22 protein-coding genes and 1 tRNA gene are annotated in these 24639 nt (G+C 59.8%); 11 read left to right on the top strand and 12 right to left on the bottom strand.

What is annotated here, in order from left to right; genetic code table 11:
* Nucleotides 1–3 precede the first annotated feature (3 nt).
* From CRI94_RS14805 to CRI94_RS14780, 6 genes are all read left to right on the top strand, one after another.
* On the top strand, nucleotides 4–1014 hold the full coding sequence (locus CRI94_RS14805; protein ID WP_245846212.1) for a PstS family phosphate ABC transporter substrate-binding protein: 1011 nt from the start codon (nucleotides 4–6) through the stop codon (nucleotides 1012–1014).
* A gap of 62 nt (nucleotides 1015–1076) precedes the next feature.
* Entirely contained in the window at nucleotides 1077–2156 is a 1080-nt protein-coding gene (gene pstC, locus CRI94_RS14800; RefSeq protein WP_098077519.1) for a phosphate ABC transporter permease subunit PstC, read from the top strand.
* A gap of 76 nt (nucleotides 2157–2232) precedes the next feature.
* The gene (gene pstA, locus CRI94_RS14795; protein ID WP_098077516.1) at nucleotides 2233–3114 is read left to right on the top strand and encodes a phosphate ABC transporter permease PstA; all 882 of its coding nucleotides are present in this window, start codon (nucleotides 2233–2235) and stop codon (nucleotides 3112–3114) included.
* Between the two features lie 57 nt (nucleotides 3115–3171).
* Nucleotides 3172–4059 carry a phosphate ABC transporter ATP-binding protein PstB gene (gene pstB / locus CRI94_RS14790; RefSeq protein ID WP_098077511.1) on the top strand — a complete coding sequence of 296 codons (888 nt, stop codon included), beginning with the start codon at nucleotides 3172–3174 and terminating at the stop codon, nucleotides 4057–4059.
* 87 nt (nucleotides 4060–4146) lie between these two features.
* Nucleotides 4147–4824, top strand: a complete 678-nt coding sequence (gene phoU / locus CRI94_RS14785) for a phosphate signaling complex protein PhoU (protein WP_098077508.1) — start codon at nucleotides 4147–4149, stop codon at nucleotides 4822–4824.
* A 210-nt stretch (nucleotides 4825–5034) separates the two neighbouring features.
* Nucleotides 5035–5865, top strand: a complete 831-nt coding sequence (locus CRI94_RS14780; RefSeq protein WP_098077505.1) for a metallophosphoesterase — start codon at nucleotides 5035–5037, stop codon at nucleotides 5863–5865.
* A 10-nt stretch (nucleotides 5866–5875) separates the two neighbouring features.
* On the opposite strand, the gene CRI94_RS14775 is transcribed toward CRI94_RS14780, so the two are convergent.
* The 3 genes from CRI94_RS14775 to CRI94_RS14765 all read right to left on the bottom strand — a co-directional run bounded on the left by CRI94_RS14775 (nucleotide 5876) and on the right by CRI94_RS14765 (nucleotide 9511).
* Complete coding sequence (locus tag CRI94_RS14775) at nucleotides 5876–7384, bottom strand: sensor histidine kinase (RefSeq protein WP_143815428.1); 1509 nt, start codon at nucleotides 7382–7384, stop codon at nucleotides 5876–5878.
* Between the two features lie 162 nt (nucleotides 7385–7546).
* Nucleotides 7547–8419: an acyl-CoA thioesterase II gene (gene tesB / locus CRI94_RS14770; RefSeq protein WP_098077499.1), complete on the bottom strand. Its 873-nt coding sequence runs from the start codon at nucleotides 8417–8419 to the stop codon at nucleotides 7547–7549.
* A gap of 153 nt (nucleotides 8420–8572) precedes the next feature.
* The gene (locus CRI94_RS14765) at nucleotides 8573–9511 is read right to left on the bottom strand and encodes a DMT family transporter (RefSeq protein ID WP_098077496.1); all 939 of its coding nucleotides are present in this window, start codon (nucleotides 9509–9511) and stop codon (nucleotides 8573–8575) included.
* Nucleotides 9512–9608: 97 nt separating this feature from the next.
* On the opposite strand from CRI94_RS14765, the gene CRI94_RS14760 reads away from it, so the two are divergent.
* The gene (locus CRI94_RS14760; protein WP_098077492.1) at nucleotides 9609–9827 is read left to right on the top strand and encodes a dodecin; all 219 of its coding nucleotides are present in this window, start codon (nucleotides 9609–9611) and stop codon (nucleotides 9825–9827) included.
* Between the two features lie 99 nt (nucleotides 9828–9926).
* Here CRI94_RS14760 and CRI94_RS14755 read toward each other — a convergent pair whose 3' ends face one another.
* The 5 genes from CRI94_RS14755 to CRI94_RS14735 form a co-directional block, all read right to left on the bottom strand.
* Nucleotides 9927–10841 carry an NAD-dependent protein deacetylase gene (locus tag CRI94_RS14755; RefSeq protein ID WP_245846211.1) on the bottom strand — a complete coding sequence of 305 codons (915 nt, stop codon included), beginning with the start codon at nucleotides 10839–10841 and terminating at the stop codon, nucleotides 9927–9929.
* 770 nt (nucleotides 10842–11611) lie between these two features.
* A tRNA-Gln gene (locus CRI94_RS14750) sits at nucleotides 11612–11684 on the bottom strand.
* A 158-nt stretch (nucleotides 11685–11842) separates the two neighbouring features.
* Nucleotides 11843–12628 (bottom strand): lysophospholipid acyltransferase family protein, encoded by a 786-nt coding sequence (locus CRI94_RS14745; protein WP_098077490.1) that lies wholly within the window; start codon nucleotides 12626–12628, stop codon nucleotides 11843–11845.
* A 234-nt stretch (nucleotides 12629–12862) separates the two neighbouring features.
* Nucleotides 12863–13984 (bottom strand): glycosyltransferase family 4 protein, encoded by a 1122-nt coding sequence (locus CRI94_RS18185; protein WP_425437378.1) that lies wholly within the window; start codon nucleotides 13982–13984, stop codon nucleotides 12863–12865.
* Nucleotides 13985–14304: 320 nt separating this feature from the next.
* On the bottom strand, nucleotides 14305–15381 hold the full coding sequence (locus CRI94_RS14735; protein ID WP_143815427.1) for a glycosyltransferase family 2 protein: 1077 nt from the start codon (nucleotides 15379–15381) through the stop codon (nucleotides 14305–14307).
* A gap of 493 nt (nucleotides 15382–15874) precedes the next feature.
* Between CRI94_RS14735 and CRI94_RS14730 the strand changes: the two genes are divergently transcribed.
* From CRI94_RS14730 to CRI94_RS14720, 3 genes are all read left to right on the top strand, one after another.
* On the top strand, nucleotides 15875–16600 hold the full coding sequence (locus CRI94_RS14730; RefSeq protein ID WP_098077481.1) for a hypothetical protein: 726 nt from the start codon (nucleotides 15875–15877) through the stop codon (nucleotides 16598–16600).
* Nucleotides 16552–17805: a bifunctional diaminohydroxyphosphoribosylaminopyrimidine deaminase/5-amino-6-(5-phosphoribosylamino)uracil reductase RibD gene (gene ribD, locus CRI94_RS14725; protein ID WP_098077478.1), complete on the top strand. Its 1254-nt coding sequence runs from the start codon at nucleotides 16552–16554 to the stop codon at nucleotides 17803–17805. Before CRI94_RS14730 ends, ribD begins: the two co-directional genes overlap by 49 nt.
* 80 nt (nucleotides 17806–17885) lie before the next feature.
* Complete coding sequence (locus CRI94_RS14720) at nucleotides 17886–18533, top strand: riboflavin synthase (protein WP_098077476.1); 648 nt, start codon at nucleotides 17886–17888, stop codon at nucleotides 18531–18533.
* A 56-nt stretch (nucleotides 18534–18589) separates the two neighbouring features.
* Here CRI94_RS14720 and CRI94_RS14715 read toward each other — a convergent pair whose 3' ends face one another.
* Nucleotides 18590–20254, bottom strand: coding sequence for a DUF2207 domain-containing protein (locus CRI94_RS14715; RefSeq protein ID WP_098077473.1), 1665 nt, complete (start codon nucleotides 20252–20254; stop codon nucleotides 18590–18592).
* A gap of 360 nt (nucleotides 20255–20614) precedes the next feature.
* On the opposite strand from CRI94_RS14715, the gene CRI94_RS14710 reads away from it, so the two are divergent.
* Entirely contained in the window at nucleotides 20615–21598 is a 984-nt protein-coding gene (locus CRI94_RS14710) for a hypothetical protein (protein WP_098077469.1), read from the top strand.
* Nucleotides 21599–21740: 142 nt separating this feature from the next.
* On the opposite strand, the gene CRI94_RS14705 is transcribed toward CRI94_RS14710, so the two are convergent.
* The 3 genes from CRI94_RS14705 to CRI94_RS14695 all read right to left on the bottom strand — a co-directional run bounded on the left by CRI94_RS14705 (nucleotide 21741) and on the right by CRI94_RS14695 (nucleotide 24473).
* The gene (locus tag CRI94_RS14705) at nucleotides 21741–23021 is read right to left on the bottom strand and encodes a hypothetical protein (protein WP_098077465.1); all 1281 of its coding nucleotides are present in this window, start codon (nucleotides 23019–23021) and stop codon (nucleotides 21741–21743) included.
* A 67-nt stretch (nucleotides 23022–23088) separates the two neighbouring features.
* On the bottom strand, nucleotides 23089–23790 hold the full coding sequence (locus tag CRI94_RS14700) for a YceI family protein (RefSeq protein WP_098077462.1): 702 nt from the start codon (nucleotides 23788–23790) through the stop codon (nucleotides 23089–23091).
* A 62-nt stretch (nucleotides 23791–23852) separates the two neighbouring features.
* On the bottom strand, nucleotides 23853–24473 hold the full coding sequence (locus CRI94_RS14695) for a YceI family protein (protein ID WP_098077459.1): 621 nt from the start codon (nucleotides 24471–24473) through the stop codon (nucleotides 23853–23855).
* Between the last annotated feature and the right edge of the window lie 166 nt (nucleotides 24474–24639).

Genomic DNA, 24639 nt, shown 5'->3' with positions numbered 1-24639 from the left:
CTTGTGTTTCTTCTGCTTTTTGTTATCTCAGGGTGCGGGAATGACGAGGCCTCGACGACAACGATCCGTATCGATGGGTCGAGCACAACGTATCCGCTGACGGAAGCCGTGGCAGAGGAGTTCATGCGGGCGAATCCGGATGTTCGAGTAACGGTTGGGGAGAGCGGGACCGGCGGTGGATTCTCAAAATTTCTCCGCGCTGAAACCGACATGAATGACGCCTCGCGTCCGATCACGCCGAGCGAGATCGAGCGTGCCGACGAGGCTGGAATTTCGTTTATCGAGATGCCGGTCGCGTACGACGGGATTGCTGTGACCGCCCATCCAGGTGTCGACTGGACAGATTGCCTGACCGCTGACGAACTTCGCCGCATCTGGGAACCGAACAGCGAGGTCACGCAGTGGAGTGATGTCCGAGACGGATTTCCCGATGTGTCTTTGAAGCTGTATGGTCCGGGGACGGCGAGTGGCACGTACGACTACTTTACGGAGGCGGTTGTTGGAGAGAGTGGGGCCAGCCGGACGGATTTTAGCGCGAGCGAAGACGACAACGTTTTGGTCCAGGGCGTGTCTGGCACGACGGGCGCTCTGGGATACTTCGGCTTTGCGTACTACGAGAACAACGCCGACAAGCTTGTTCTGATGAAGGTTGACGCCGACACCCTTGGTGGAGGGGCGGAGTGCATCGCGCCGAACGCGTCGACCATTCAAACGGGCGAGTACCGCCCGCTCTCGCGTCCCCTGTTCGTGTACATCCGTTCCGAAGCAGCGAAGCGGGAGGCCATCCAGCGCTTCATTCAGTTCTACATGGACAACGTGGCGAATCTTGCACCCCAGGTCGGCTACGTCCCGCTGTCGGATCAGGCGTACGCGCTCGGATTGCAGCGTTTCACCGAAGGCCGCACCGGGACGCTGTTTGGCCGAGAGGATGTGAAGGCCAGTGCCGATATCGAAACAGTCCTTCGCGGCGGCACGGCACCGGCCGACTCGGTGTCCGGTCCACCCGCGGAATAATGATGGAAGAGAGCGAGCGTGTATCGATCCACCGCCCCTTTTCCACGGTCTCCATCACATGAATGACAGATCCCACGTCCACATCTGAGGCGCCGGTCTCTGAGTCCGCCGTCGATCCGGCGGCAGCTTCGGCCGCGTCGAAAGGGAGTCGGACCGGCGAGACCCTCCATGCGAACGTCTTCGATAGCCCGAAAGAACGGGTGATTCGATACGCACTCGGCGCATGCGCACTCGTGAGCATCCTTACCACACTCGGGATCGCTGCCGTCCTCGTCGTCGAGTCCGCGGCCTTCTTTCAGGAGGTGAGCATTGGAGAGTTTCTTGGCAGCACGCAGTGGACCCCGCAGTTTGCGGACAAGCATTTTGGCATCTGGCCGCTCATCGCGGGCACTGTGCTGATTACAGTCATCTCGGCTCTGGTTTCGATGCCGCTCGGCCTCGCGAGTGCCATCTACCTGAGTGCGTATGCTCCGGTCTGGCTTCGAAAATGGCTGAAGCCCGGAATCGAACTGCTGGCCGGCGTGCCGACGGTTGTCTACGGTTACTTTGCGCTCACCTTCGTGACACCGTTGTTGCAGACCGCTTTGCCGCACGTCGCTCCCGTTTTCTACGAGGCCTATGCGTTTGTCCTGCGTCTGCTGCCCTTCGTGTCCCCACCCACTGAGCCCTGGACGGGCGACCTCGGTGTTTTCAACGCACTGAGCGCCGGGATCGTCGTCGGCATCATGGTGATCCCGATGGTGGCCTCCCTGAGCGAAGATGCAATCCAGGCGGTGCCCAGGAGCCTGTGGAACGGGGCCTACGCTCTCGGCGCGACGAAGCTTGAGGTGGTTATGCGCGTGGTGGTGCCGTCGGCATTTAGCGGCATCGTGGCGAGCTTCATTCTGGCTCTCAGCCGCGCGATTGGCGAAACGATGATCGTGACGCTGGCCGCCGGGGCAACGCCGAAGCTGACGCTCGACCCGACGGAGTCGATTCAGACGATGACGGCATTTATCGTACAGATGGGGAAAGGCGACATCGCGCAGTCGACGATCGAGTACAAGTCGCTCTTCGCGGTCGGACTCGTGCTGTTTCTGATCACGCTTGGAATGAACATCCTCGCGAATCGAATTGTCGCTCGCTACCAGGACAAATACTAACGAGATAGCGGACCGCTAATAGGGAACGAGAAACGAGTAAGGGCGACGTTGACCACGAGTTAGGGCAGAATATGATATGACCGATGCTTCGGGTACATTCCAGTTGAGGCGAGACCGACGGAAAGCGTTTGGTGCCTTCATGGCCGGCTTCTTCTTCCTCGCCACCGTGTTCGGACTCCTGGTACTCATCGCATTGCTCGTGGATGTGGCTGTCCAGGCTGCACCGTGGCTCAATGTGGAGTTTCTGACGCAGATGCCGTCGCGGCTGCCGGAGCGTGCCGGCATCTGGCCGGCCATCGTCGGCTCGCTCTGGGTGATGGGGCTGACGGGGCTTATCGCCGTCCCGCTTGGTGTGGCCTCCGCGATATACCTCGAGGAGTACGCAACCGAAGGCTGGTTCCTGCAGACGATTCAGGTGAATATCGCCAACCTCGCCGGCGTGCCTTCCGTGATTTACGGCATTCTGGGGCTCGCTATCTTCGTCCGGTTCGTCGCGCTGGGAAGCAGCGTGATGGCCGGGGCGATGACGCTTGGCCTGCTCGTCCTCCCGATCATCATAATCAGCACGCAGGAGGCACTTCGCGGAATCCCGAGCGGAATGCGTGAAGCTGCGTTTGCTCTCGGCGCCACCCGGTCGCAGGTGATCTGGAGTCATGTGCTGCCATCGGCCGCTCCGGGCATTCTGACGGGCGTCATCCTTTCGCTGAGTCGTGCGATCGGAGAAACTGCCCCGCTGATCATGGTCGGCGCGGCCGGAATGGTGATGGCGCCGAACAGCGTGCTCGACCCGTTTACGGTCCTGCCGATTCAGATCTTCAACTGGACGGCCCGGCCGCAGGACGAATTCCGTGGATTGGCCGCCGCGGCGATTGTGGTCCTCATGATCTTGCTGTTCGCGATGAACCTGTCGGCCATTCTGCTTCGCAATTACTTCGAGGGAAAGCGGGCGGGCGACTGACCGCCGCATACATTTCATCACCCACCCGGACGTCCAGACGCAAACGGATCGACTGCTATGACCGATTCTACCAAGACATCGAACCCGCGCACGGAGCCGCTCGCGGAAACGGATCCCCGTACGAATGGTGCAGCGGCGCATCGGGGTGATGAGGCGGCGGAGCCGAGCCAAGCGATCAGAGCGTCAGAACACAGTGGTATGGCAAAGATTCGGGTCGAGGATCTCAACTTCTGGTACGGCGACACCCACGCGCTGAAGGGCATCACGATGGATATTCAGCCGAACAGGGTGACGGCGCTCATCGGGCCATCCGGCTGTGGGAAGTCGACACTGCTCCGCTGTATGAACCGCATGAACGAGCTGATCCAGGGTACGACACTTGAGGGACGCATTACGCTGGACGGCCAGGACATCTACGACCGCAAGGCGGATCCGGTGATGGTCCGACGCCGAATCGGAATGGTTTTTCAGAAGCCGAATCCATTCCCCAAGACGATCTACAAGAATGTCGCGTGGGGTGCGAAGATCAACGGATTTACGGGCGACATGGACGCGCTCGTCGAGCGATCCCTACGTCAGGCTGCTCTCTGGGACGAGGTCAAGGATCGTCTGGGTGCGCCGGCGTACGACCTGAGCGGCGGCCAGCAGCAGCGTCTGTGCATCGCGCGGACCCTCGCGGTGGAGCCCGACGTGGTACTGATGGATGAGCCGGCCAGCGCGCTCGATCCTATCGCGACCTCTAAGGTGGAGGAAACGATTACCGAGCTGAAAAACGATTATACGATTATCATCGTAACACATAATATGCAGCAGGCCTCGCGGATCAGCGACGAGACCGCGTTCCTGTACATGGGGAAGCTCGTGGAGATGAATCGAACCGATCAGATCTTCACGCGTCCTCAAAATGACCGCACGGAAGCATATGTTACCGGACGCTTCGGCTGAACGGAACGGTTGCCGTTAGTTCGTGGCGCGAGGCCCATGTGTGAGTGGCCGGGCGCGTGGCTTTCCACCCTTATCCCGCTCTGTCTTATGTCTAACCGATTACAGCTAGATCGCGAGCTGGCATCGTTGCAGAGCCTGATCATCGAAATGGCTGGGCGCGTGGACGAGCAGTTCGCCGACGCGACCAATGCGCTCTTGAATGGCGATACGGAGCTGGCCGATACGGTGATCGAGCGCGACGACGCGATCGACGAGCTTGAAATGAAGATCGATGAGCAGTGCGAGCGCATTCTGGCGCTCCACGCGCCCGTCGCGGTTGACCTTCGCATGCTGATCATGGCGGTGAAGATCAATACGGACTTCGAGCGCATCGGTGATCACTGCCGCAATCTATCGCGAAATGCAGAGCACCTCGTCGACTGGCCTGGCCTGATCGTCAAAACGTACATTCCCGAGATGGCCGATATGGCCCGCGGCATGCTGCGCGAGGTCGAAGTCGCCTTTTTGGAGGAGGACCGATTGAAGGCGCGAAAGGTCATCGCTCGTGATCTTCAGGTGAACCGCATGCACGCGGACAACTTCTCCATGCTGGTAGAGATGTCAAGGTCGCACCGGGAGCGCGCGGAAGTTGTGGCGCATCTGTTGACGGCAAGCAAAGGCCTGGAGCGAATTTCGGATCACGCGAAAAATGTTGCCAAGAGCATCGTCTTCATGATCGAGGGCAATGATATTCGCCACCGTGGCTTGCGAGCTGAGTCGTCATGATCGTCTCCTGAAGCGCTTCCAGGCGTATTTGTCCCAGGAAAAACCCAAATGGACCATGTAGACTGTCATCATTCTTGCGTAACGTAATGGATGTGCCGTGCCACGGTGGGATGACCGAGTGATGGTTTGCGCCGGTGGCTATGCGACAGGGTCCGTTCGCGGGTGCATCTGCTACTTCGACTGTCTTTCTGCCCATTCCCTCGTTTCCACATGCTTTCCTTCCTCGTTCTCGGCAACTGGGGTCGCCATGGGCATCATGAGCAGGCTGCCGTTGCCCAGGGGCTTGCTCGTGCGTCCCAGCGTTATGACGTCGACTTCGTCGTCACCACGGGCGACAATTTTCGCCCAAAGGGTGTCAACGGTGTGCTGGATCCGCAGTGGCACGACAGCTTCGACGCGGTGTACGACGTGCCGACGCTGGATCTGCCGTGGTACGCCTGTCTTGGAGACCGGTGCTATCAGGGAAGTCCGGATGCTCAGGTGGAGTACGCGAAGCACGACCTGCGTTGGCGGATGCCGGGTCGGTTTTACTCGGTCAACAAGCGCGTCGACGATCAGACGCACGCCCAGTTCGTGATTCTCGACTCGACGCCGCTGTCCGGTGACCGCGACATGGTGCCGCACCGCGAGCCGATGCTGCAGATGTACTGGCTTCGCAACATGCTTGCGCCCTCACGGTCGGACTGGAAGATCGTGATTGGGCACCATGCGCTGTCGTCGCTCGCCTCGGAGCCGGGGGGAGACGACGTGGGAGCGGTGCTCCGTCAGTTCGGCGCGCAGGCTTATCTCTGCGGGTACGACCAGCGGTTGCAGCTGGCGGACGAGGAGGGAATCGGCGAGGTGCTGAGCGGTGCCGGCGCCGGTGCTGAGCCTCTGTCGAATGGGGCTTCACCGAGTGGGGTTGAGTTTCAGGAGGCGACACCGGGCTTTGCCGTGATCACGCTCGATCGGCTGGAGATGACCACGCGATTCTGCAACGCCGACGGCGACGAGCTATTTTCCCGAACGCGGGAGACGCAACCGCATCGGCGCGCGGCTTAACCGGTGGCTACTATGCGCAGCTCGCCTCGCTGGAGCTCACTTCTAAATCGCCTTCATCGAGTGACCGCGGTAGCGTAACCGTGAACGTCGTTCCTTCGCCGTAGACGCTGTCGACCTCGATTGTGCCGTCCATCGCCTCGACGAGTCGGCGCGTAATCGTGAGGCCGAGACCGGTGCCCTGTCGGGACAGCGACTCGTCCCGGTGAAACGGCTCGAACAGTTTGGCGCGAAACTCCGGTCGAATGCCGGGTCCGGTATCTTCGACCGATATCGAAACGGTGTCGTCCGTCGCTTCCAGTCGCACCGTAATGTCGTCGCCCGCATCACAGAATTTGACGGCATTGCTGACGAGGTTTGACGTAATCCGGTTGAGCGAGGAGGGGTCGAGTCGGGCAACGACCGGTTCCTTTGGCGTTTCGAGAGCGAGATTCATGTCCTCAGCATCGGTGCGCCCGCGGAATAGCATGAGCGTGTCCTGGAGCAGGTCGTCCACGTCGACGCGCTCGGGCCGGAATTCGGCGACGCCCCGCTTCAGTTTCGAGAGGTCAAGAACCGAGTTAACTGTTTCCATCAGTCGCTCACTGCTTTGCCGGATCAGGTCGGCAAAGTGTTCGGCGTCGGCAGGGTTTTCTTCGCTCAGAACCTCTGCGAACCCGATGATCGATGTGAGCGGCGTGCGAATTTCGTGGCTCATGTCCGAGAGAAAGGCGGCCTGCATCTCATTTAACTCCTCCGCTTCATGCACCGCCGTCTCCAGGGCGTGGTTCGTATCTTCGAGCTGGCGGCGGGCACGTGCTTCAGCATCAAGAGCGCGAGACAGGGCCGTTTGTAGGCGTTCTGCAGAGAGGCGGCGTCGCTCGCTCTGACGGGTGGCGCGTCGCAGGGCGATATGAATGATTCCTGAGAGGAGCGTCGTCGTCAGCAGAGTGGTTGCGTAGTGCAGGATAGACGCGTACGGTCCCGTGGTCAGCACGATCGTGCCCCAGCCGAGAAGAGACGCGACGATGACGAGGGCGAGCCAGCGGGACGAGAGAAGCAGGACGCTGGTCCCGAGAAGCATAAGTATGAGGTGTGTCGTCACCTCCAGATTGTCCTCGACCGCGATGTGAGTAAGCACATTCGCAATGACCAGCGCGGAGATAAAGGCCCCGACCATGTGCGGGTAGGGCGCTTCCACCGGCAGTTTCTTCCATGCCACCCAGAGGCCAAAACAAACGAGGGCCGTTATGGCAGCGAGCGGACTCATGATCCATGCTGACGCCGGCGAAAGCGCGAAGACATGCAAGACGGAGAACCCGGCGTACATGACGGCTAGACCGGCGGATACGGGTCGCGTGTACTGATAAACGCGTTGCGTAATGGCTGCGTCGACAGCGTCCCGCGTGACCGCGTTCTTCTCCGCCAGTGTCAGGGGATCCATCGCATCCGAACGGGAGCCAGAGCGTACCTCCTCCACATTTTGCAGGGAGGCGGCGTGCTCATCGGACACCACAGTACGGTTGGAGGAAGAAGCGGGCACAGAAATGCCGGGACCGAGAAATGCAAAGACGACACAGGTAGATTCCGAACGTCACCGGGCTAAACGTAATCCATGACGAGTGGATATTGGAGGCGGTGCTGCTCCGCCTGGAGAGCGATCTGGCGCACCGGGGTAGCGAAAAGCGTCGTGTGGCTTCCGCCGTTACTCTGACGTTCGGCGACGTATTAACCCTTCTTGAGTTACAGAGGCAATAAGCGTACCGTTCTCATTAAAAATCTGTCCGCGCGTGAATCCTCGGGCCCCGGAGGCGCTCGGACTATCGATGGCAAAGAGCATCCACTCGTCCGCACGTACCGAGCGATGAAACCAGAGGGCGTGGTCAAGGGAGGCGACCTGCATGTTCGGCGAGGCGAAGGTCAGGCCGTGAGGGCGGAGTGCGGTTCCCAGCAGCCCGTAGTCGGAGGCATACGCGAGCACGCTCTGGTGAACGAGCGGGTCGTCGGGAAGAGGACCGCGAGCACGCAGCCAGAGGTGTCGGCGCGGCGGCATCGGCTCCGGGTTGAATGGGTCCGATACCGGATCGACGGGTCGAAATTCGATCGGACGTTCCTCGGTGAAGAAGGACCGCCGCTCTTCCGGGACGCGATGGGCGATTTTGCGCAAGAGATCGAGTTCGCGCGGAAGCGACTCTGGGCCGGGCACGTCCGGCATGTCGGTCTGGTGGTCCGCGCCCTGTTCGGTGACATGGAACGAGGCGGACATGTTGAAAATCGCTCGTCCGTGCTGGACGGCGACGACACGGCGCGTGGTGAAGCTATTCCCGTTGCGGATCCGATCGACCTCATAGACAATCGGCGCGTCGACGTCGCCCGGCAGGATAAAGTATCCATGCATCGAATGCGGACTTCGACCGGGGTCATCCACCGTGCGGGCTGCTGCGACCAGTGCTTGAGCGAGGGCCTGTCCACCGAATACACTTCCGGAGCCAATATCTTTGCTCTGGCCACGGAAGATGTTGTGTTCGATGCGTTCGAGGTCGAGGAGCTGGCGCAGGTCGTCGAGGGTGTAAGCCATGCAAGAGGTCGAGGCGGTGGTGGGGAAGACGGCAGTGAACGAGCGACTCCGTGATCTCGGTAATGCAAAATCATGCTCATGAGATTCGCGGCGCACGATCGTTCTTTTTGAATCAACAGTCGATCGTGCGTCTCTACGATTCTGTCGGGTGGGTTACGCCACATTCTCGGTGATGCTATCCGCTGGTGGAGTGGGCGTGCGCTCGCGCTCCATGGCTGCGAGCAAGGTCGCGACGACGATCATGGCGGCTCCGACGTAGCCCCACACGCCGAGATCCTCGTTCCACCAGAGTGTCGCGACGACGGCTGCGACCACGGGTTCGAGCGTGGCGACGATACTCGCACGAGAAGCGGCCAAGCGCTGCAGGGCCGCGCCGTACGCGAGGTACGCGCCGTATGTTGAAATGAAGGCGATTGCGGTGAGAGCGAGCCAGGCCGCACTGGATTTCGGCGCGAAGTCGATCCACGGCAGAAGAACGATGGCGCCGATGGGCAGGGCGACCGCAAAAATGGCTGCTGGGACGTAGCGTTGGAAGTAATGCTTTCCAAACGGGTAATAGGACGCGTATAGGAAGCCCGAGAGAAGCCCCCAGAGGATGCCCACGGTGGTGAGGGTGACGCCCGCTGTGCCGCCCATCGCTATGGCCGTTACGCCCGCGAGCGTCAGCGCGACGGCGCCCACTTTGTGCCGGGTCAACGGCTCACTCAGGAACGCGGCGCCCATGCCGGCCACCCAGGCGGGGGCCGTGTAGAGAAGGACGGAGGCCAGAGCGGCTCCTCCGGATTCCACGGCCAGCTGGTAGGACCCGTAGAACAGGGCGACGCCGATCACGCCGAAGCCAATGACAGCGGGTATGTCCGCCCGTTGAAGACGAAGCCGTCGGCGTGCCGGTGATGGCCGAGCGGATCGCCGGGCGGCCAGAAGCGCGACGTGCAGGGCGAACAGCGCACCCCCGACCGTAGCCCGCCAGAAGGCCACTTCCAGCGCAGAGACGCCGTCGGCCAGAGCGACCCGCGCCATCGGTCCGAGCAATCCCCAGCACGTGGCCGCTGTCAGCGTAAGCAGGTAGCCGGAGAAGCGAGAAGAGGTCATCGGCGAGCAGACGAATCGAGTAATCGTTGCAGTTGGCCGAGCACGTGGTGAATACGTTTAATCATGCGCGTTCTTTCCGACAAATGAAGTCAATGATATGGCGGATCACGTATACAAACACATTCGGCTCACCGGCTCTTCCACGGCTTCGGTTGAGGAAGCCATTCAGAACGCCATCGACCGGGCGAGCGAGTCAGTCGAGAACCTGCGCTGGTTCGAGGTCAAGGAAACGCGAGGCCACATCGAAGATGGTGAGGTAAAACACTTTCAGGTTACGATCGAGGTTGGATTCACCCTCGAAGAAACCGTCGGATAAGCAGGCGTCAACATAGCCTGAACGGTTCTGGTGCCCGGTTCGCGTAACGGGGTGAGCACGGAAGACGACTTAGCGCACGCGACCTGCTCTGAGGGTTCGTCAAACGCCGAGGAGCGAAGCGAGCCGGGGAAGGACGGTACCGGTCCGCCCATTGATGCGCATGAGGGCAAGGTCGTCGCCACGAGTCGGGCCCAGATTGACGATCGCGACCGGGCTGCGTCGTTTGGCCATGGCTCGCACGAAGCGAAAGCCGGAGTACACGGTGAGTGAGGAGCCGACGACGAGCAGCGCCTCGCATTCGTCGACGAGTTCCCAGGCTGCGTCGGTTCTGTCGTCGGGAACGTCCTCGCCGAAGAAAACGACGTTGGGTTTCATCGCACCCCCGCACTGCTGGCAGGGTGCCACATCGAAGACAATCGTTTCGTCGACGGACAGGTCGGCGTCGCCGTCCGGTGCGATCTCCGCGACCCGGGAAAGCCAGCCCGGGTTTCGGTCGAGAAGCCGCTCCTGAAACGCATGGCGGGACTCGACCTGACGGCAGTCCAGGCAGATGACCTCAGCGAGCGAGCCGTGAAGCTCGACGACGTGATCGCTCCCGCCCGCCTGATGAAGACCGTCCACGTTCTGCGTAACCACGCCACGCACGCACCCTGCGCGTTCTAGGCGACCGAGCGCGTGATGGCCGTCGTTTGGCTCGGCGGCAGAAAACGAATCCCATCCGATCGCGCTTCGCGCCCAGTAGTGTCGGCGGGCGTCGGCAGAGCTGGTGAAGGCGCGATACCGCATGGGGTTTCGCGCCTTTTCCCGTGTCTGTGGGCCCCGGTAGTCGGGAATGCCCGATTCAGTGCTTGCGCCTGCACCGCTGAGCACGGCAACATCTCTCCGGAGCAGGAGGCCAGCGAGCGCATCGAGAAGCGATGTACTCGGGGTCGGGTCTGGAGCCGGGACCGAGGAGAAGGGAGAGGCCGAAGACGCCATGACATTCTGCGCCGATGAGACGGTACTGGGCACCATAAAACGCCGTGGTGCCGGAGGGGGTTCGCAGCGCGAGGAGATGGGGCAGGACCGCTGACGGCGGCAAGCCAACGCGTCGCACAGACATAAAAATAGCCCGCTCTGTGCGAGCCGGCTGCGAGGTTTGCTTCGAATCAACAGTTACCAACATAACAGACAGGGCCGACTTCTCCAAACAAGGAATCATGAAGACGCCAGTTGTCTCGGTCTAGTCCGTTGCCGCACGCAGGGGATACCCGTTCTGCGGCGATAAGAGCGTACGTCTGTTCATGTACAGGATAGACCGGTAACTGTACAAAACCCATGTATCTGGTTAGGAGCCCTGCATGTTGGCCGGTCGGGCTACGATGCCCAGGGACGCCGCAGATCCACGCGACTGTACAAGGATCTGTCTTGTGTAGACATAAAAAAGGCCCACCTCGGGCGAGGTCGGCTGCGTCGTTTATCTCATATGTACGGTTACCAACATAATGCGGAGGTCGGACTTCTCCAAATAAGGAAAGATGAAGATGCAGGTTGGGGCGGAATCTCCGTGGTGGTCTTTCGTCTAATCCGCTTCTGAGGGGGGTAAGGGCAGGTGGAGAGTAGGTGTATGCGAACGAGGGGTTTCTGTACGATAGTGTAAGTCGTGCGACCTCAGTGTGGTCAGCGGTTACGATCCACGCGTCGGACACAGAAGAGATCTTTCGCACCGAGAGAGGGGGCGAAGTAAAAAACGCCCGTCCGTTCACCGCGGGGTGACAGAGGGGCGTGCATCTGCGTCGGGAAAGTTGCCCAGGATGGACTCGAACCATCAACCTTCTGAACCAGAATCAGATGCTCTGCCAATTGAGCTACTGGGCAATCGTAAGTGAGGCGCGGGCCTGTGTGGCCGGCTCGTTCTCAGGGTTCGGGGAAATGCACGTGTGGCAGATCTGGTTCCGGTCGGATCTCCGTCTGCGATGGTTTGACCGATGCTTCACCAATCGCGTGTACTTCGATCCCCGATACGTACTTCGGGGTCACGGATTCGCTGTTTCCGCTTTTTCAGCGAGCGCATCGACCTCCGAGGGATCCACGCCGCGCCATTCGGCAACCTGGTGGATGATGCGGGCTCTGACGAGGCGCTGAAGCTCGCGGGTGTCTTCCGGGGCGTAGTCGCTCGTGTCCACCGGGGGGAGGACACGCACACGAATCTTCTCCGGGTTGGGCTGGAACCAGACGCTATGCTTCGGGAGGGCTTCCTGTGTCCCGTCAATGGCGATCGGCAGGACGGGTACGTCATTCTTGATCGCGAGGCGGAAGGCGCCATCGGCAAATTTGTGCACGCGACCGTCGCGTGAGCGCGTACCCTCTGGAAAGAACATGACGCTGCATTTCTGCTTCAGGTACGTTTTCGCCTGAGCGAGCACATTGCCTCGGCTATCTCGGTCCCGACGGTCGACAGCAATATCGCCACTCATTCGGAGCAGTGGTCCCGCAATTGGTAAGCTGAACAACTCGACCTTCGCGACCCATTTCATTTCCCATGGGACACGCGCAATGATGGGTGGATCGGCCTGGGACAGGTGGTTGCTGACGCAGACGTACGGGTTGCGCGGATTCGATGGAAAGGCGCCGTCCACCTCAACGTCCCAGAAGGGGTTCACGTATGTCATGGCGCGACCGAGGCGGCGCAGCATCAGGCCGGTACGGTAGCGGGCCGGGTCGCGGTCAATCAGCCGCATGAATGCCATGATGGGGAGCCACGCGATCATCAGGGTTACGATCGCAGTCCATACCCAGATGGTGACGAGAACGGAGCGCATAGAAGAGTGAGATCAGGTCAATGCATGGAACATGACGCAAATGCCGGATCGCACATTTTGGTTCGCCAGGCACGCGAAGGAGTCGATGTCAACCAATGCTGTCGACAAAGAACATCTGCCAAGGGACTGGCAGATAAAGCGATATCCCCATCTGCGGGATGAGACCTGTTTCCGGACGCTTAGCCAGCAGATGTCGGCATCGTCGCTCTGTAGTTTGCGCGCAACACGCTGCGTTCAATACGACCGGTGAGTCGTGACGGGCTGGGGCATGTTCGGAATGGCTGAATACGCCGAGAGCAGTTGGTCAACAGCGTTTGACCAACCAAACAACGTCTCGGCGCGTGCTCGGCCCGCCTGTCCCATTCGCTCACGACGTTCGGGGGCATGGTACAACTGCAGTATAGCATCTGCCAGGGCGTCGGGACATCCGGGCGGGACGAGTAGTCCGGTGATCTGATCAACGACGATTTCTGGAATTCCCCCGGTACGTGTAGCTACCACGGGTACTCCTGACGCCATACCCTCAACGATAGACATGCCGAAGGCTTCGCTCAATGAGGGGGCGACAAGAACATCGGCTCCGTGATAAAATGAACGGACTTCTCGGTGCGAGAGACGACCTGTAAATGTGATGCCTGACAGATCGTGATCATGGACCATGCGCTCTATGTATGTTCTATACGCGTCGTTTGAATTAGCGCTGGCTGAATAGAACTGCTTGAGTTTCGAAACGAGCGGGTCCTGACTCAATCCGACGATATACATGTACGGAGCCGATCCAAAGGCTCCAACGAGTGTGAGTTGTGAATTCGGAATCACAGCCTTCAGATGAGAAAACGCCGTTAGGAGATCGTGAACTCCTTTCTCCGGTGATATTCGACTCACGAAGAGGATTCGGAAGGACGCGTCATCAGTTCGTGTCGACCTCCGGGGACGGCAAGGAAAATCCGCCGTGTCGACCCCGTTATAAACGGTCGCTGTCTGTCCAGCATACGTCGGATGGGCTTTTCGAATGGCTTTGGTGACATGATGACTACATCCGACGACGAGGTCCGTGTGGGCGAGCCGCCTCGCGACAATCCCAGGTTCTAACTGTGAGAGCCACTCACAGTGCATGTGTAAGACGGTTTTGATATCAGGGTTGAATCGCCGGACGATCGGCAGAAACTGCGAGAAATTGTGAACATGAACGAGGTCACAGCCTCGCCGCCGAAGATCCCAGCCAACTCCAGAACTATAGCCGAGATACTGCAACGTGTGTGCGAACGGAGGGAATCGCTCGTTCTGACGTCCTATCCACTTCAAGGCATGTCCTGAAGCACGCCCCAGTGTTTTCGTCCACGCCTCTCCGCGCATGGGAACGTAAACGTACGTGACATTCCCCTCCGATATTGTTTCGACCTGTCGACTCGTCCAGTTCGGAGAATATATTAGGATGGGAGCGGTTGTCGAAATCCGGTTCTTGATCTCTTTTGTCCAGACTTGAAGCGAGCCGGAAGCATCGTCAGGACGAACGACATCCCATGGTTGTGAGACAAAAGCGATCTTCATTTTGCCCTAGAAGTAGATAGTGAGCGATGATGGTTTGATCGGGTTCACCGCAGATGTGGATGTTGACGACGTTCATTTTTTGCTTCCCGATTGAGGTCGTGACGGCTCGTTGCGCAAGGATACATTCAGTCGGATGACGGTTGCTTCGAACGCTCATCGTTTGCCCTGTGCGCGGTCATCACCGTTTGAAGGTGTGATAGGCTGCCGCCATCGGAGGCGTGAATATTAAGCGGTTCTCTGCGTGAGTCTGAATTCGAACCGCGTTCTGGCTCCTGAGCGGACCGTTGCTTGGGTTGACGGACCCGATCGATCATCTCGCGTCCGAAATAATGACTCCATAGAGATAGGAATTCTCGTTTTAACGTAGGGTAGCGAAGCGTTGCCCAAATTCCGACGACGAGCAGACAGCGCGCTGTCTCTTGTTGCGGATAACCAGCTTGCACTACGGCTTTGATGTACTCACCAAAGAGTCTCCATTTAGGTGAGACCCGGCGTTGAGAAAGGTCTGGATTGAACCAGGGTGCACGCTCTTGAATCGGAATGTAGATCGAACGATTAGCATGATCCCTGGCCCGAAAAAGCGGAGCATCAATAATTTCCGTCCGACCTGCAAGATTGAGTTTCGCGAGCAGTACCTGGTCGGACTCGACATATCCGGGTATCCCCCCCGCGTCCGCTAGCACGCGGCGACGCATCAGGCCGAATACCTGGTAGCACCGATGTTTAGCTATACAAAGGTGTCCATAGAGCCTGGTATGTGGCCTCGAATGGCTAAGGAGCGACGGCAGGCGATGCATTTCCGTCTGGCCATCGTCGTTGACTTCAACCGTATGAGACGTACAGATTATCGCATTCGGAGTGGTATCTAATACCTCAACGCATCGCTCCAAATATGTCGGTTCGATGACGTCATCATGGGCTATCCACTTAAAATATTTTCCCTTTGCACGCCAGAGTGTCTGATTAAAGTTTGAGGCAGCCCCCGTATTTTGATCATTTCGGATGTAGATTATGCGTGCGTTCTGGCGGCTGTAGCGGCGACAGATAGACTCCGTATCGTCGGTGGACGCGTTGTCCGAAATAATTAGCTCAAAGTCATCAAACGTCTGATTCAGAACGGATTCGATCGCAGATTCAATAAATGCACCTCCGTTAAAAACAGGGAGCCCAATGCTCACATGTGGAAGACGGTCGTTATTCATCGGAATGTGCCGCTGCAAATGATGGACAGACGCGGAAAAGTAATCGAGCGGAACCACTCCTATGAATAGTACAGCGAATCCGGTACTGAGTTAGAACGGAACTGGCGTCTGCATCCTGATCCTGCAGATTCTTGCGTTGCGGTATTTATGGAGCGTTGGGTTGGGCAAAACGCTCAAAGGACTGACTGAAATTACTCACCCAACGGAGTACCAAAGCGTAGTATGCGGGACGGCTACCGCTGATGGCGATTGATCCTTTCGCGTATCAGATGGAATATCGTGGGGCTGTAGGTCTGGATTTCGTGCACTCAATTGAAGATGGGACGGCGGGGCATGTGGGAATAAGTCGATCCGCACGTGTTGGCGAACGAAAGAATCGGAACGGTCGTGTTCGTTTCGTCTCTTCCTCGCACGGGCACGGCATCCTTTTGGTAGAGAGTCGATATAAGTCAATACTCGAATGTAGCTGACGCCATCCTTCTGCCTTCCGACTGTGGCTCAATCGCCCGACATCCTCAAATATTTTTACGAAGAGCCGGCGCTGCTGGAGCCCGTCACGCCGGATACCGATCCGGATGCCCGGCGGCGAGCCGGTCGGCCCGATCATGGCCCCGGAACGTCAGGGCCGTCAATGCCGATCGAGCAATTACTGCAGACGGACGACTATTATCGCGGTTACCTGGCGGGAACGCGCACGCAGGGAGCACCGGATCCCGATACGGACATCGTCGGGCTAACGGCTCTTCCGGATGCAAGCGTTTTCGTTGCGCCGCTCCTCGATGCACTGGGTGAATCGTTCTGGATCTCGGTCGGAGGGGCGGGACAGACGCAGTCGATCGAAATCGCCGATGCTGCAGGTGTGCTCGCTGCACCGGGCGAGGTCGCGGCTCTGATCACGGCTGTCGCAGAGATTGATCCGGAACGTGCCGCCGCTGTGGCAGGTACGGGACGCCGCCGCTCTCTGCAGCCACTCCGCGATATCCTGGACGAGGGAGCCATCGCCTTTTTTCCGGAGCGGGCCCACGACGGCTTCGACTGGAGTTTCTTTGCCGACCGCCCGATGCGGGATTGGCTCGTGGCCGCGTTCCGCGCGCATCCCGCACCGAATCTCCGGCGGTTTGTTTTGCCGTACCAGAAAGCCCGATCTGAAAGTAAGTTCTACTTCGAAACATGGCAGCTGAAGGAGCCATCGCTCCCGGATTACATCGAGGAAGTGTGACGCCGCGCGGCGACGAGGCGCATGAGCACTGGATGCAGCGCTGCCTGGACCGTGCCCGGCGCGGTGCCGGGTCGGTGAGTCCAAATCCGCTCGTCGGGGCGGTCATCGTTGGGCCGGACGGGTCGTTGCTCGCCGAGGGCTGGCACGAGACCTACGGCGGCCCGCATGCCGAGGCCAACGCTGTGCGGGCCGCTCTCGATGCGCATGGCGCTGATGCATTGCGCGATGCAACCCTGTACGTCAACCTCGAGCCGTGTTCGCATCACGGCAAGACCCCGCCGTGCACGGATCTCGTGCTAGAGGCCGGTATCCCGCGGCTCGTCGTCGGAACGATCGACCCGTTTCCAGCCGTGAAGGGTCGCGGCATCCGACGGTTGCGCGAGCACGGGGTTGATGTTGAACTTGGCGTTCTCGAAAACGAATGTGCGCGGCTCAACGAGGCCTTTTTCCACCACGTGTGTACCGGTCGGCCGCTCGTCACGCTGAAAGTAGCGCAGACCGTGGACGGACGCGTGGCGACGGCGTCTGGCGACAGCCGGTGGATTTCAGGCAAATCGTCTCGGACGCTTGTTCATCGCTGGCGGTCGGAGGTCGACGGTGTTCTGGTTGGAGCCGGTACAGCGGAAGCCGACGATCCCCGGCTCACCGTGCGCCACGTGAAAGGGCGGCAGCCAATGCGACTCGTTCTGGATCGTCATGGCAGGCTGCCTGCCGATCTTCGCCTATTCACAGACGATCACGTCGCACAGACCATTGTCGTCACGGCGACGGATACGCAGCTCCCATATGCCGGTGGTTTCGACGAGCGCGGCGGACGCGTCTTGCGGGTCGCGGAAACGGAGACCGGTCACCTCAACCTTCGCGAACTCCTCGAGACGCTGGGCCAGGACGGGCCGGCCCGTGGAAATGGCGCCATCGATGGTCCTCGTCCCGTGCAGTCTTTGCTCGTCGAAGCCGGACCCGGTCTCGCGACGGCCCTTTTTCAGCAGGATCTCGTAGACCGCTACTTCTGCTTCATCGCGCCCAAAGTGAGCGGCCGAGGAATGCCGACGACGGGAGATCTGGGCACGAAGGAAATGCGGGACGCGCTGACGTTCGACGACGTTTGCTGGGAGGCGGTGGGCAACGACATGTTGCTACGCGGGTACCGGCGCTCGGTCGGATCGAACCGGCAATCGGAAAACGAACGAGCGGACCGCGACTAACACTTCCGGCGCCGACTCCTACATCCCGGGTTTCTCAGCTCGGCACTCTCTTCTGCATCCATCGGTGAATACCAACCTCTATGTTTACGGGCATCATCAAAGAAGTCGGGCGGGTCAAAACCATTGAACCGCTTGGGAGCGAGGCTGCCGGCAAACGCATCACGATCGCGGCCGAGATGTCGCCGGCGCTTCGCGTTGACGAGAGTGTATCGATCAACGGCGCGTGCCAGACGGTCGTCGACGCGACGGAAACCACCTTTTCGGTCGTGACCATCGAGGAGACGCTGCGGAAGACGACCTTCAGCGACCTGGAGGAAGGTGACCCGGTGAACCTGGAGCGGGCGATGAAGGCGGATAGCCGCATCGACGGGCACTTCGTGCAGGGGCACGTCGACACGACGGGCGTCGTCACGTCGGTGGAGCGAGAGGAGACGAACTGGCTCTACAGCATCCGTTTCGAGCAGGCGTATGCGGCGTACCTGATCCCGGTGGGCTCGATCGCAATCGATGGCATCAGTCTGACCGTGGCCCGGCTGGACGGCACTGAGCTGACCGTGGCGATCATTCCGCATACGTACGATCACACGAACGTGCGGACGTGGGAGGAAGGCACGGGGGTGAACCTGGAGTTCGACATGATCGGCAAGTACGTCGTAGGCGCGCTGCAGCCGGGGAACGATGCCCCCGACCCGACGGCCCTGGCGCGGCAGTGGCTGGATGCCTCGTGACGTCGGGTGCATCGCGCCTCGGGTCTCACGCGATGCAATGGGCGGGTGTCGATTCGTCACGCAGCGCCGGCCCCACCACCGCCTGCGCCACCCGCGCCGGCGCCCGCGGCTCCGGCCACGCCCGCCGTCGATCCGCTGGAAACACCCGTCGTCCCGATGATGGCGACGTACAAGGCGAATCCCGCCGCGCCTGCCTGGGGGCTGGTGTCGCGGAGCCAGTCGGGCAAGACATTTTCCACGCCTGCCTCCTCGATCGCTCGGCCTTGTTTCTCAAGCCAGGCCCCCGAAATCCGTTCTGACAAAAGTAGCCACGGCAGATCGTCGGGAAAACGAGCAGCGGCTCGTTTGGGATCGTCTTCAACGAGCGCTTCCATTTCCGTCTTTTTCTCCGCCAGGAAGGCTTTCAGTTCCGCGCGCTTTCGCTTCCCGCGTTCTGTCGGTGCATAGCGCGTTCCGATAAAGAACAGGCTCCCCATCGAGGCCCCAATCAGGGGGCTGACGACATAGACGGCTTCCGGGACGCTCTGCACGATCGCCCACACGGCGATCCCGACGGCTGCAAAGCAGGCAAGGCACGCGAGGGCAGTGAAGCGGACATACTCCGTGGACCGATCGTAGAGCAGGCCTCGTTCGACGAGCCGCTTCCGGATCTCGGTCCGCTGCTCTTTTTGGAAGTCGGACATGCGCAGATTCACGTCCTCCAGGGTTTCGTGCTTCGAGAGCTCGTCGAGAAACCGAGACTCGAACGGCTGGAGATCGTCAGGGTCACGGTGGACGTCTACATGGATGGTCTGTTTTGACTCGAGCCACGAGTCGCTCGATTCGGCACGCAGCGACAGGTGTCCACGTCGAGCAAGGTCGACGAGCATGGAGCTGTGCATGCTGTGGGCCCGGCTACTGCTCAACATGCGTGCGGCTTCGTACGGAGGCACATTCGGTTCTCGCGGAAAGACGTCGTCCGGCGAGATTTCCTCCTTTTGACGAGAGATGTATGCACCAGCGAATATCCCGAACGTGAGCAGGGCAAGGAGCAGTCCCTTTAGAACATCGAGCCCATCAAACGCTTCTGGTGCGTTGAACCGCTTCGGGAAGGTCGCTTTGACGGAATAGCTTGTCTCCGCCTCCAGCGATTCTCTAGAAAAAGAAATCTCGGTTCCGAGCCCGCTCGAGCGAACGTCATCGGGATCTGGGTCCACGGACAGGCTGTCGCGCGGGATACGTAGCTCCGCCGGGAGGCGCAGCGTTGCGTCCACGTCCGATACCGGCACATTGATCTCTGAGCCGACCACCGTCCAGTGGAGCGAATTCGTATCGTCGTTCGACCGCAACGCGCCATAAGCTCGGTAAGCGATCTCAAACGAGGCAGGTGTCGATCGCTCCGGAAAGGCCCATTGGATCATGATGTCGCCGTCGTCCCGTGTGATTGTCAGGCTGTCGACCGCGGCGTCCGTGCTGGTTACGGAGACATTGGTGAGAGAGTCGAGCCGCTTCATCTTTACCGCGCGGTACATCGTCGAGAACGAGCCGCTGATCACGTCGAGCTGGATGGTCTCCCGAACATCGAGAGAGCCGTCCGCCTGCAGGGCGACCGTAACATCGTAATTCGAAAACGCGTATTGTTTACGGTCTGCGTCGGAGGACTGAGCACCAGCCGGCGAGACGGCACCGACGGTCCATGCGACGAAAAAGATGATCGTGAGAACGCGGAAGCGTCGTATCATCACATCGAGCACTGTGGGAATAGTGGGACCACGATACGCCTGGACCGCCGGAATGGTTACTCGAACCTGGTGTTGCCAAGAATAATGTCGGTGTTAACAACCTGTTTGGCGGATGGATTGCGGAAAAGATAAACGCCGACGTTCATGTCTATCGGAGGCTCGCGGGTTATCCTTTCGCAATGACGTAGTAGACATGCAGCGCGAGGTGAACCAGGCCTAAAGTTGCAGGTGTCGCGAGGACCGACCGTGGGGAGGTCCGTACCTTTGCATCGCCGGAGGCTCTCCATCAAACAGATTTTGAAGCTGTCATTGGAAATGGAAAGGTTGGAAACGAGATTTGACACGATGAACGCTCCTGATATGGATGATTCGCGACGGTTTTCGACGGAAGAGATCCAGGACATTTTTCGTCGTGCGGCGGAGCGGCAACAGGCGGCACGCGGCGAGGGCGACGAGTCTGGTCTGACACTGGCTGAGTTGAAGCAGATTGGTGAGGAATCCGGCCTCTCGGCGGCCCATATTGAGGCAGCAGCTGCTGATCTAGCGGGTGGGTTGGCGTCGGAAGAGGTGGCCGCTCAGACGGTCAGAGAGCCCCGTGGCGTCGAGCGGTTCTATCGGACGTCGTCGTGGGCCCGGGTCGACCGCGTACTACCCGGTCAAGTAGACGCCGAAACCTGGGAGGAGATGGTGAAGATATTGGAGTCTGTTTTTCAGAACGCCGGCAAGACGACCACCGCCGGTCCCATTCGGGAATGGCATCTCGCGTCATCGTTCGGGTTTGATCTCCGCGCCCTCCAGTCTGGATCGACGCCCGGAGACTGGCTTCGAATTTTCGACAGCATGAGTACACCGACGAAGGGACCGGTAACGGTCGAAGTGCGTCCCGAGGGGAGCGGCACCCGCGTCGAGATGTCGTACGCCATGCCGCCGGGGCGGCTCTGGGAGGGGCCGGGCCTGATGCTTCTCTTTCTAACCATCGCAATCATCACGACCGTGGTCTCCGTCACGGTGGGAGAGCCTCTGGTCCTGATTGCACCGGCTGTGATGCTGCTTCTTGCCGCTGGTCTCGGAAGCTACACGTTCGTGTCGCACCGAAACGAGATCGAACTAACGAGGGAGCGGCTGGAGAAAGCGGTCGAGCGACTGTACCATCTTCAGGCCGCGAAAACGGGACAGAAGGAGGCAGAGCCGCAGGGTCATGCCGCGTCGGCCCAACGCGACTCCGAAGACGAATCCGCTACCCGAGCAGCTTCCTCTTCGGAGCCATTGCTTGATTCCATCGAGGACCGTCCGTCCGAGGCCGAAGGATCTGCATCAGAGTCTCCCCGTCGCACGCGATCCTAGGCCGTAGCTTTCGATCAGCAGCACGCCATCACTCGGCACGAGCACTCAAAAAGACGAGCGGCCTTACCCATTCGGGCGAGGCCGCTCGCATTATGTTTCCCTGCAGATGTGCAGTGGAATGCTCACAAAGGAATTGTGAGGGTTAGAACATGATGACGCCTTCCACCATGAATCCGTCGAACTCGCCTTCGTGGCGAATATCGCTGGACGGGAAGTCACTGTAGGACTGAGTCACGTATTCCACTTTCGCCAGCACGTTGGATGTGACGAACCAGCCGGCGCCGATCTGCCAGCGCTCCACGCTGCTGTCGAACGCATCGGAGGCGATTTCGCCGTCCACCACGTTGTAGCGTGCCCCGACGTAGAGGTTGTCATCCCCCAGGAAGCGGTAGACACCTTCGACCGCGTACTGGTTTACGCTACGCTTCGGTGCCGCACTGCTGCCGCGGCCTTCGATGAATTCAAGCGTTCCGAAGAGCTCCAGGCCCTTGAACTGAACGAATGGGTTGACCATGAAGGACGTCACTTCGTCGCGGAAGCCAACGCCGAACAGGCGTCCGGACCAGTCGCCACCTCCCATGACGGAGTAGTAGCGCGAGCCGGCGCGGTCGCCGGAGTGCAACGTGTTGTTGAGCGACTTCGCGGTCGTGTAGGCCGACCCCGTCAGGCGCAGGCGCAGGTCGTCGCCGACGTTCCGGTCGACGCCCAGTTTACCGTAGAAGGAGGGCGCGCGTCCGTCCGGGTTCTCAACCGAGCCGCGAATCTCGCCACCCGTAACGGCACCCATCGCGAGGAAGCCGTTGCTCTGTACATACACCTCACCACCAATCTCGGTCGTGAACGAGTCGAGGATGTAGTTGCCAACGAACGGGTTGTACAGCGCGTTACCGTTGTCCGTACGACGGAAGTGGGCGTCACCGTAGTTTATTTCGAAGTGACCCACCTTCAATGTAACATACTCCATCAGGTTGTTTAGGCCCGAGATGTTGAGCATAGGCAGCTTGTCAACCTGCAGGTAACCACCTTTCACCCATGCCTCGGGGTGGTGCCGCGACGACAGGTACGTGGTCAAGTTGACCCGGATACCATCAGCCAGCTGCGCGCCGAGGTAGAGGTTGGCCGTGGCGAGGTTAAAGCCGGCGCCGATGTCACTGAGCGCGTTCACGTCCGTGCCGTCCACGATGTTGGCGTCGGCTTCGTTACTGTGGCTCAGGCTCTGGAACTGCTGTGTGAACGCAGCTCCCCAGTCGACCTCAAATCCATCGTAGGTCGACGTGTCAGCTTTCGTGGGTTCGAAGACGTTTACGCCCGCTTGGCTGTGAGGCCGATAGTACTGAAGGTCAGTGTATTGGGCCGCCGCATCGAATGGGAAAGCGACGAGCAGAAGCAGGATGCTGGCGAGGGCAACGAGTTGGGTACGCATATGGGTGAGGGAGAGGGCTGCGGAACGGGATGAAGAGCGAGAAACGCTCGAACGTATAGTGGTTGCGTTACTCATTGTGGCACTGGGGAGGGTTAGACAGAGTGTGAGAGGCAAGTGCGGGAGACATCTCCCGCGGCGTTTCAACCAGGAGGTCGAAGTGAACCACGATCCGGTCCTTTACCTTCACGAGGCTCATAAATTTGGTCGGCGGTTCGATGCCGAAGTACGTCATCTTCAGGTCCTTGCAGCCGGTCACGCGGTACACGTCGTCGTTGACGGGGCGGCCCCACGCGGAGATGCGCACGAGGCGTTCGGTGCCGGAAATCGTGAGCGCGCCGAGGACCTGGAGCCGGTACCACTCGGTGGCGGTTTCAGCCGGCGACTCAATGGCTTCCACCTTGTCGAGGCGGAAGGTGATTTGGGGGTGGTCGCTCGCGTTCAGCGTCTCCCTCAGGTCCGAAGACATTCGATCATTGCCGCAGTCGAATTTCTGGACGGGCACATCGAGGGATGCCGTTCGGTCGAGAGAGACGGGAACGGACGAGGCGGATACGCGCGGTACGACGCCGTCTCCACGCACGGCCTCCACCTCGCAGGTGAAGCTATTTACCGTGGTTGAGCCGCGGATCCAGAATCGACTTTCCTCGAGCAACTCGAAGCTCGTTCTCTGATCGATCGACTCCTGGGCCGTGACCTGGGGCGAGACGCCCAAGGTCATGGTCGCCGCGAGGAGCAGTATCAGAAGCGGATGTAGTCGTAGACGAAACATGATCGTACGCGCGTATGGGGTTGAAAACAGTCTGGGTCTCTCGTCTGGAGGCGAGAGAAAACTCAGGCTGGTGGTGCAGCAACGAGGTCGAATGCGATCGTGACTTCGTCGCCCGTCTTAATGGTGCCGAGCATGACGCTGGGCGGGTCGACGCCGTACGACGACATCTTGAAGGTCGTCTCGCCGACGAAGCGGAAGCTACCGTCATCGAGTTTCTCGGCCTTCAGCGGTAGGTCGATGGTCTTGCGCGTACCGGAGATAATGAGTTCTCCTTTGGCGTCAACGTTCATCCACGTCTCGGCGGAATCCGGAAGCGGGGAGACGGTCGCTTCTTTCAGCGAGAACAGGATGGTGGGGTACTTCTTCGCCGCCATCGCGTCGTAGAGGTTGCGGTTCATCCGGTCCTTGTCGCAGTCGATCGATTCGACGGGGATGCTTACCTGAGTAGAGGTCAGGGCCTGGATGGGAGTGGAGCCCGACGTATCGGTGCTCGCCTCAAGCCTGCCGTCGATCGTTTGCACGTCGCACGTCCAGTCGTGGAGCGTCGAGGTGCCGGAGATTGTCATGTCGCTTGGCTCCGCGCGAAAGACGTAGGTCGGAGCATTGAGAGCGGCAAATCCGGTCAGGATGATGAGGCCGGCCGCTATCGTGGCGGCAAGAAATCGGGGAATCGGTGGAGTCATAGTCTTGCAGGCGTAAGCCAGCGGGGGTTGCGAGAACGTCGGTCGTCAAGACACAACATTTCTGGGGGCCTGCAAGACAGCGCGCCCACCACACGCGAGTCGGGAAAACCATATGCTGAGGGACCGGACATCCTGACCGGCTGTGTGGGGGAAATCCCTGCGGGAG

Origin of the sequence: Longibacter salinarum (genome assembly GCF_002554795.1) — a bacterium.
In the GTDB taxonomy this organism is placed as follows: Bacteria; Bacteroidota; Rhodothermia; order Rhodothermales; family Salinibacteraceae; genus Longibacter; species Longibacter salinarum.
The sequence above is the reverse complement of the archived record's forward strand: the minus strand, read 5'-3'. Positions and strand labels throughout refer to the sequence as shown.

What these genes read in the sequence shown, in the direction of transcription:
- pstC (WP_098077519.1), top strand. Translation starts at nt 1,077, where the DNA reads ATGACAGATCCCACGTCCACATCTGAGGCGCCGGTCTCTGAGTCCGCC.
- pstA (WP_098077516.1), top strand. Translation starts at nt 2,233, where the DNA reads ATGACCGATGCTTCGGGTACATTCCAGTTGAGGCGAGACCGACGGAAA.
- pstB (WP_098077511.1), top strand. Translation starts at nt 3,172, where the DNA reads ATGACCGATTCTACCAAGACATCGAACCCGCGCACGGAGCCGCTCGCG.
- phoU (WP_098077508.1), top strand. Translation starts at nt 4,147, where the DNA reads ATGTCTAACCGATTACAGCTAGATCGCGAGCTGGCATCGTTGCAGAGC.
- CRI94_RS14780 (WP_098077505.1), top strand. Translation starts at nt 5,035, where the DNA reads ATGCTTTCCTTCCTCGTTCTCGGCAACTGGGGTCGCCATGGGCATCAT.
- tesB (WP_098077499.1), bottom strand. Translation starts at nt 8,419, where the DNA reads ATGGCTTACACCCTCGACGACCTGCGCCAGCTCCTCGACCTCGAACGC.
- CRI94_RS14765 (WP_098077496.1), bottom strand. Translation starts at nt 9,511, where the DNA reads ATGACCTCTTCTCGCTTCTCCGGCTACCTGCTTACGCTGACAGCGGCC.
- CRI94_RS14760 (WP_098077492.1), top strand. Translation starts at nt 9,609, where the DNA reads ATGGCGGATCACGTATACAAACACATTCGGCTCACCGGCTCTTCCACG.
- CRI94_RS14755 (WP_245846211.1), bottom strand. Translation starts at nt 10,841, where the DNA reads ATGGTGCCCAGTACCGTCTCATCGGCGCAGAATGTCATGGCGTCTTCG.
- CRI94_RS14745 (WP_098077490.1), bottom strand. Translation starts at nt 12,628, where the DNA reads ATGCGCTCCGTTCTCGTCACCATCTGGGTATGGACTGCGATCGTAACC.
- CRI94_RS18185 (WP_425437378.1), bottom strand. Translation starts at nt 13,984, where the DNA reads ATGCGCGGAGAGGCGTGGACGAAAACACTGGGGCGTGCTTCAGGACAT.
- CRI94_RS14735 (WP_143815427.1), bottom strand. Translation starts at nt 15,381, where the DNA reads ATGAATAACGACCGTCTTCCACATGTGAGCATTGGGCTCCCTGTTTTT.
- ribD (WP_098077478.1), top strand. Translation starts at nt 16,552, where the DNA reads ATGGCAGCTGAAGGAGCCATCGCTCCCGGATTACATCGAGGAAGTGTG.
- CRI94_RS14720 (WP_098077476.1), top strand. Translation starts at nt 17,886, where the DNA reads ATGTTTACGGGCATCATCAAAGAAGTCGGGCGGGTCAAAACCATTGAA.
- CRI94_RS14715 (WP_098077473.1), bottom strand. Translation starts at nt 20,254, where the DNA reads ATGATACGACGCTTCCGCGTTCTCACGATCATCTTTTTCGTCGCATGG.
- CRI94_RS14710 (WP_098077469.1), top strand. Translation starts at nt 20,615, where the DNA reads ATGGATGATTCGCGACGGTTTTCGACGGAAGAGATCCAGGACATTTTT.
- CRI94_RS14705 (WP_098077465.1), bottom strand. Translation starts at nt 23,021, where the DNA reads ATGCGTACCCAACTCGTTGCCCTCGCCAGCATCCTGCTTCTGCTCGTC.
- CRI94_RS14700 (WP_098077462.1), bottom strand. Translation starts at nt 23,790, where the DNA reads ATGTTTCGTCTACGACTACATCCGCTTCTGATACTGCTCCTCGCGGCG.
- CRI94_RS14695 (WP_098077459.1), bottom strand. Translation starts at nt 24,473, where the DNA reads ATGACTCCACCGATTCCCCGATTTCTTGCCGCCACGATAGCGGCCGGC.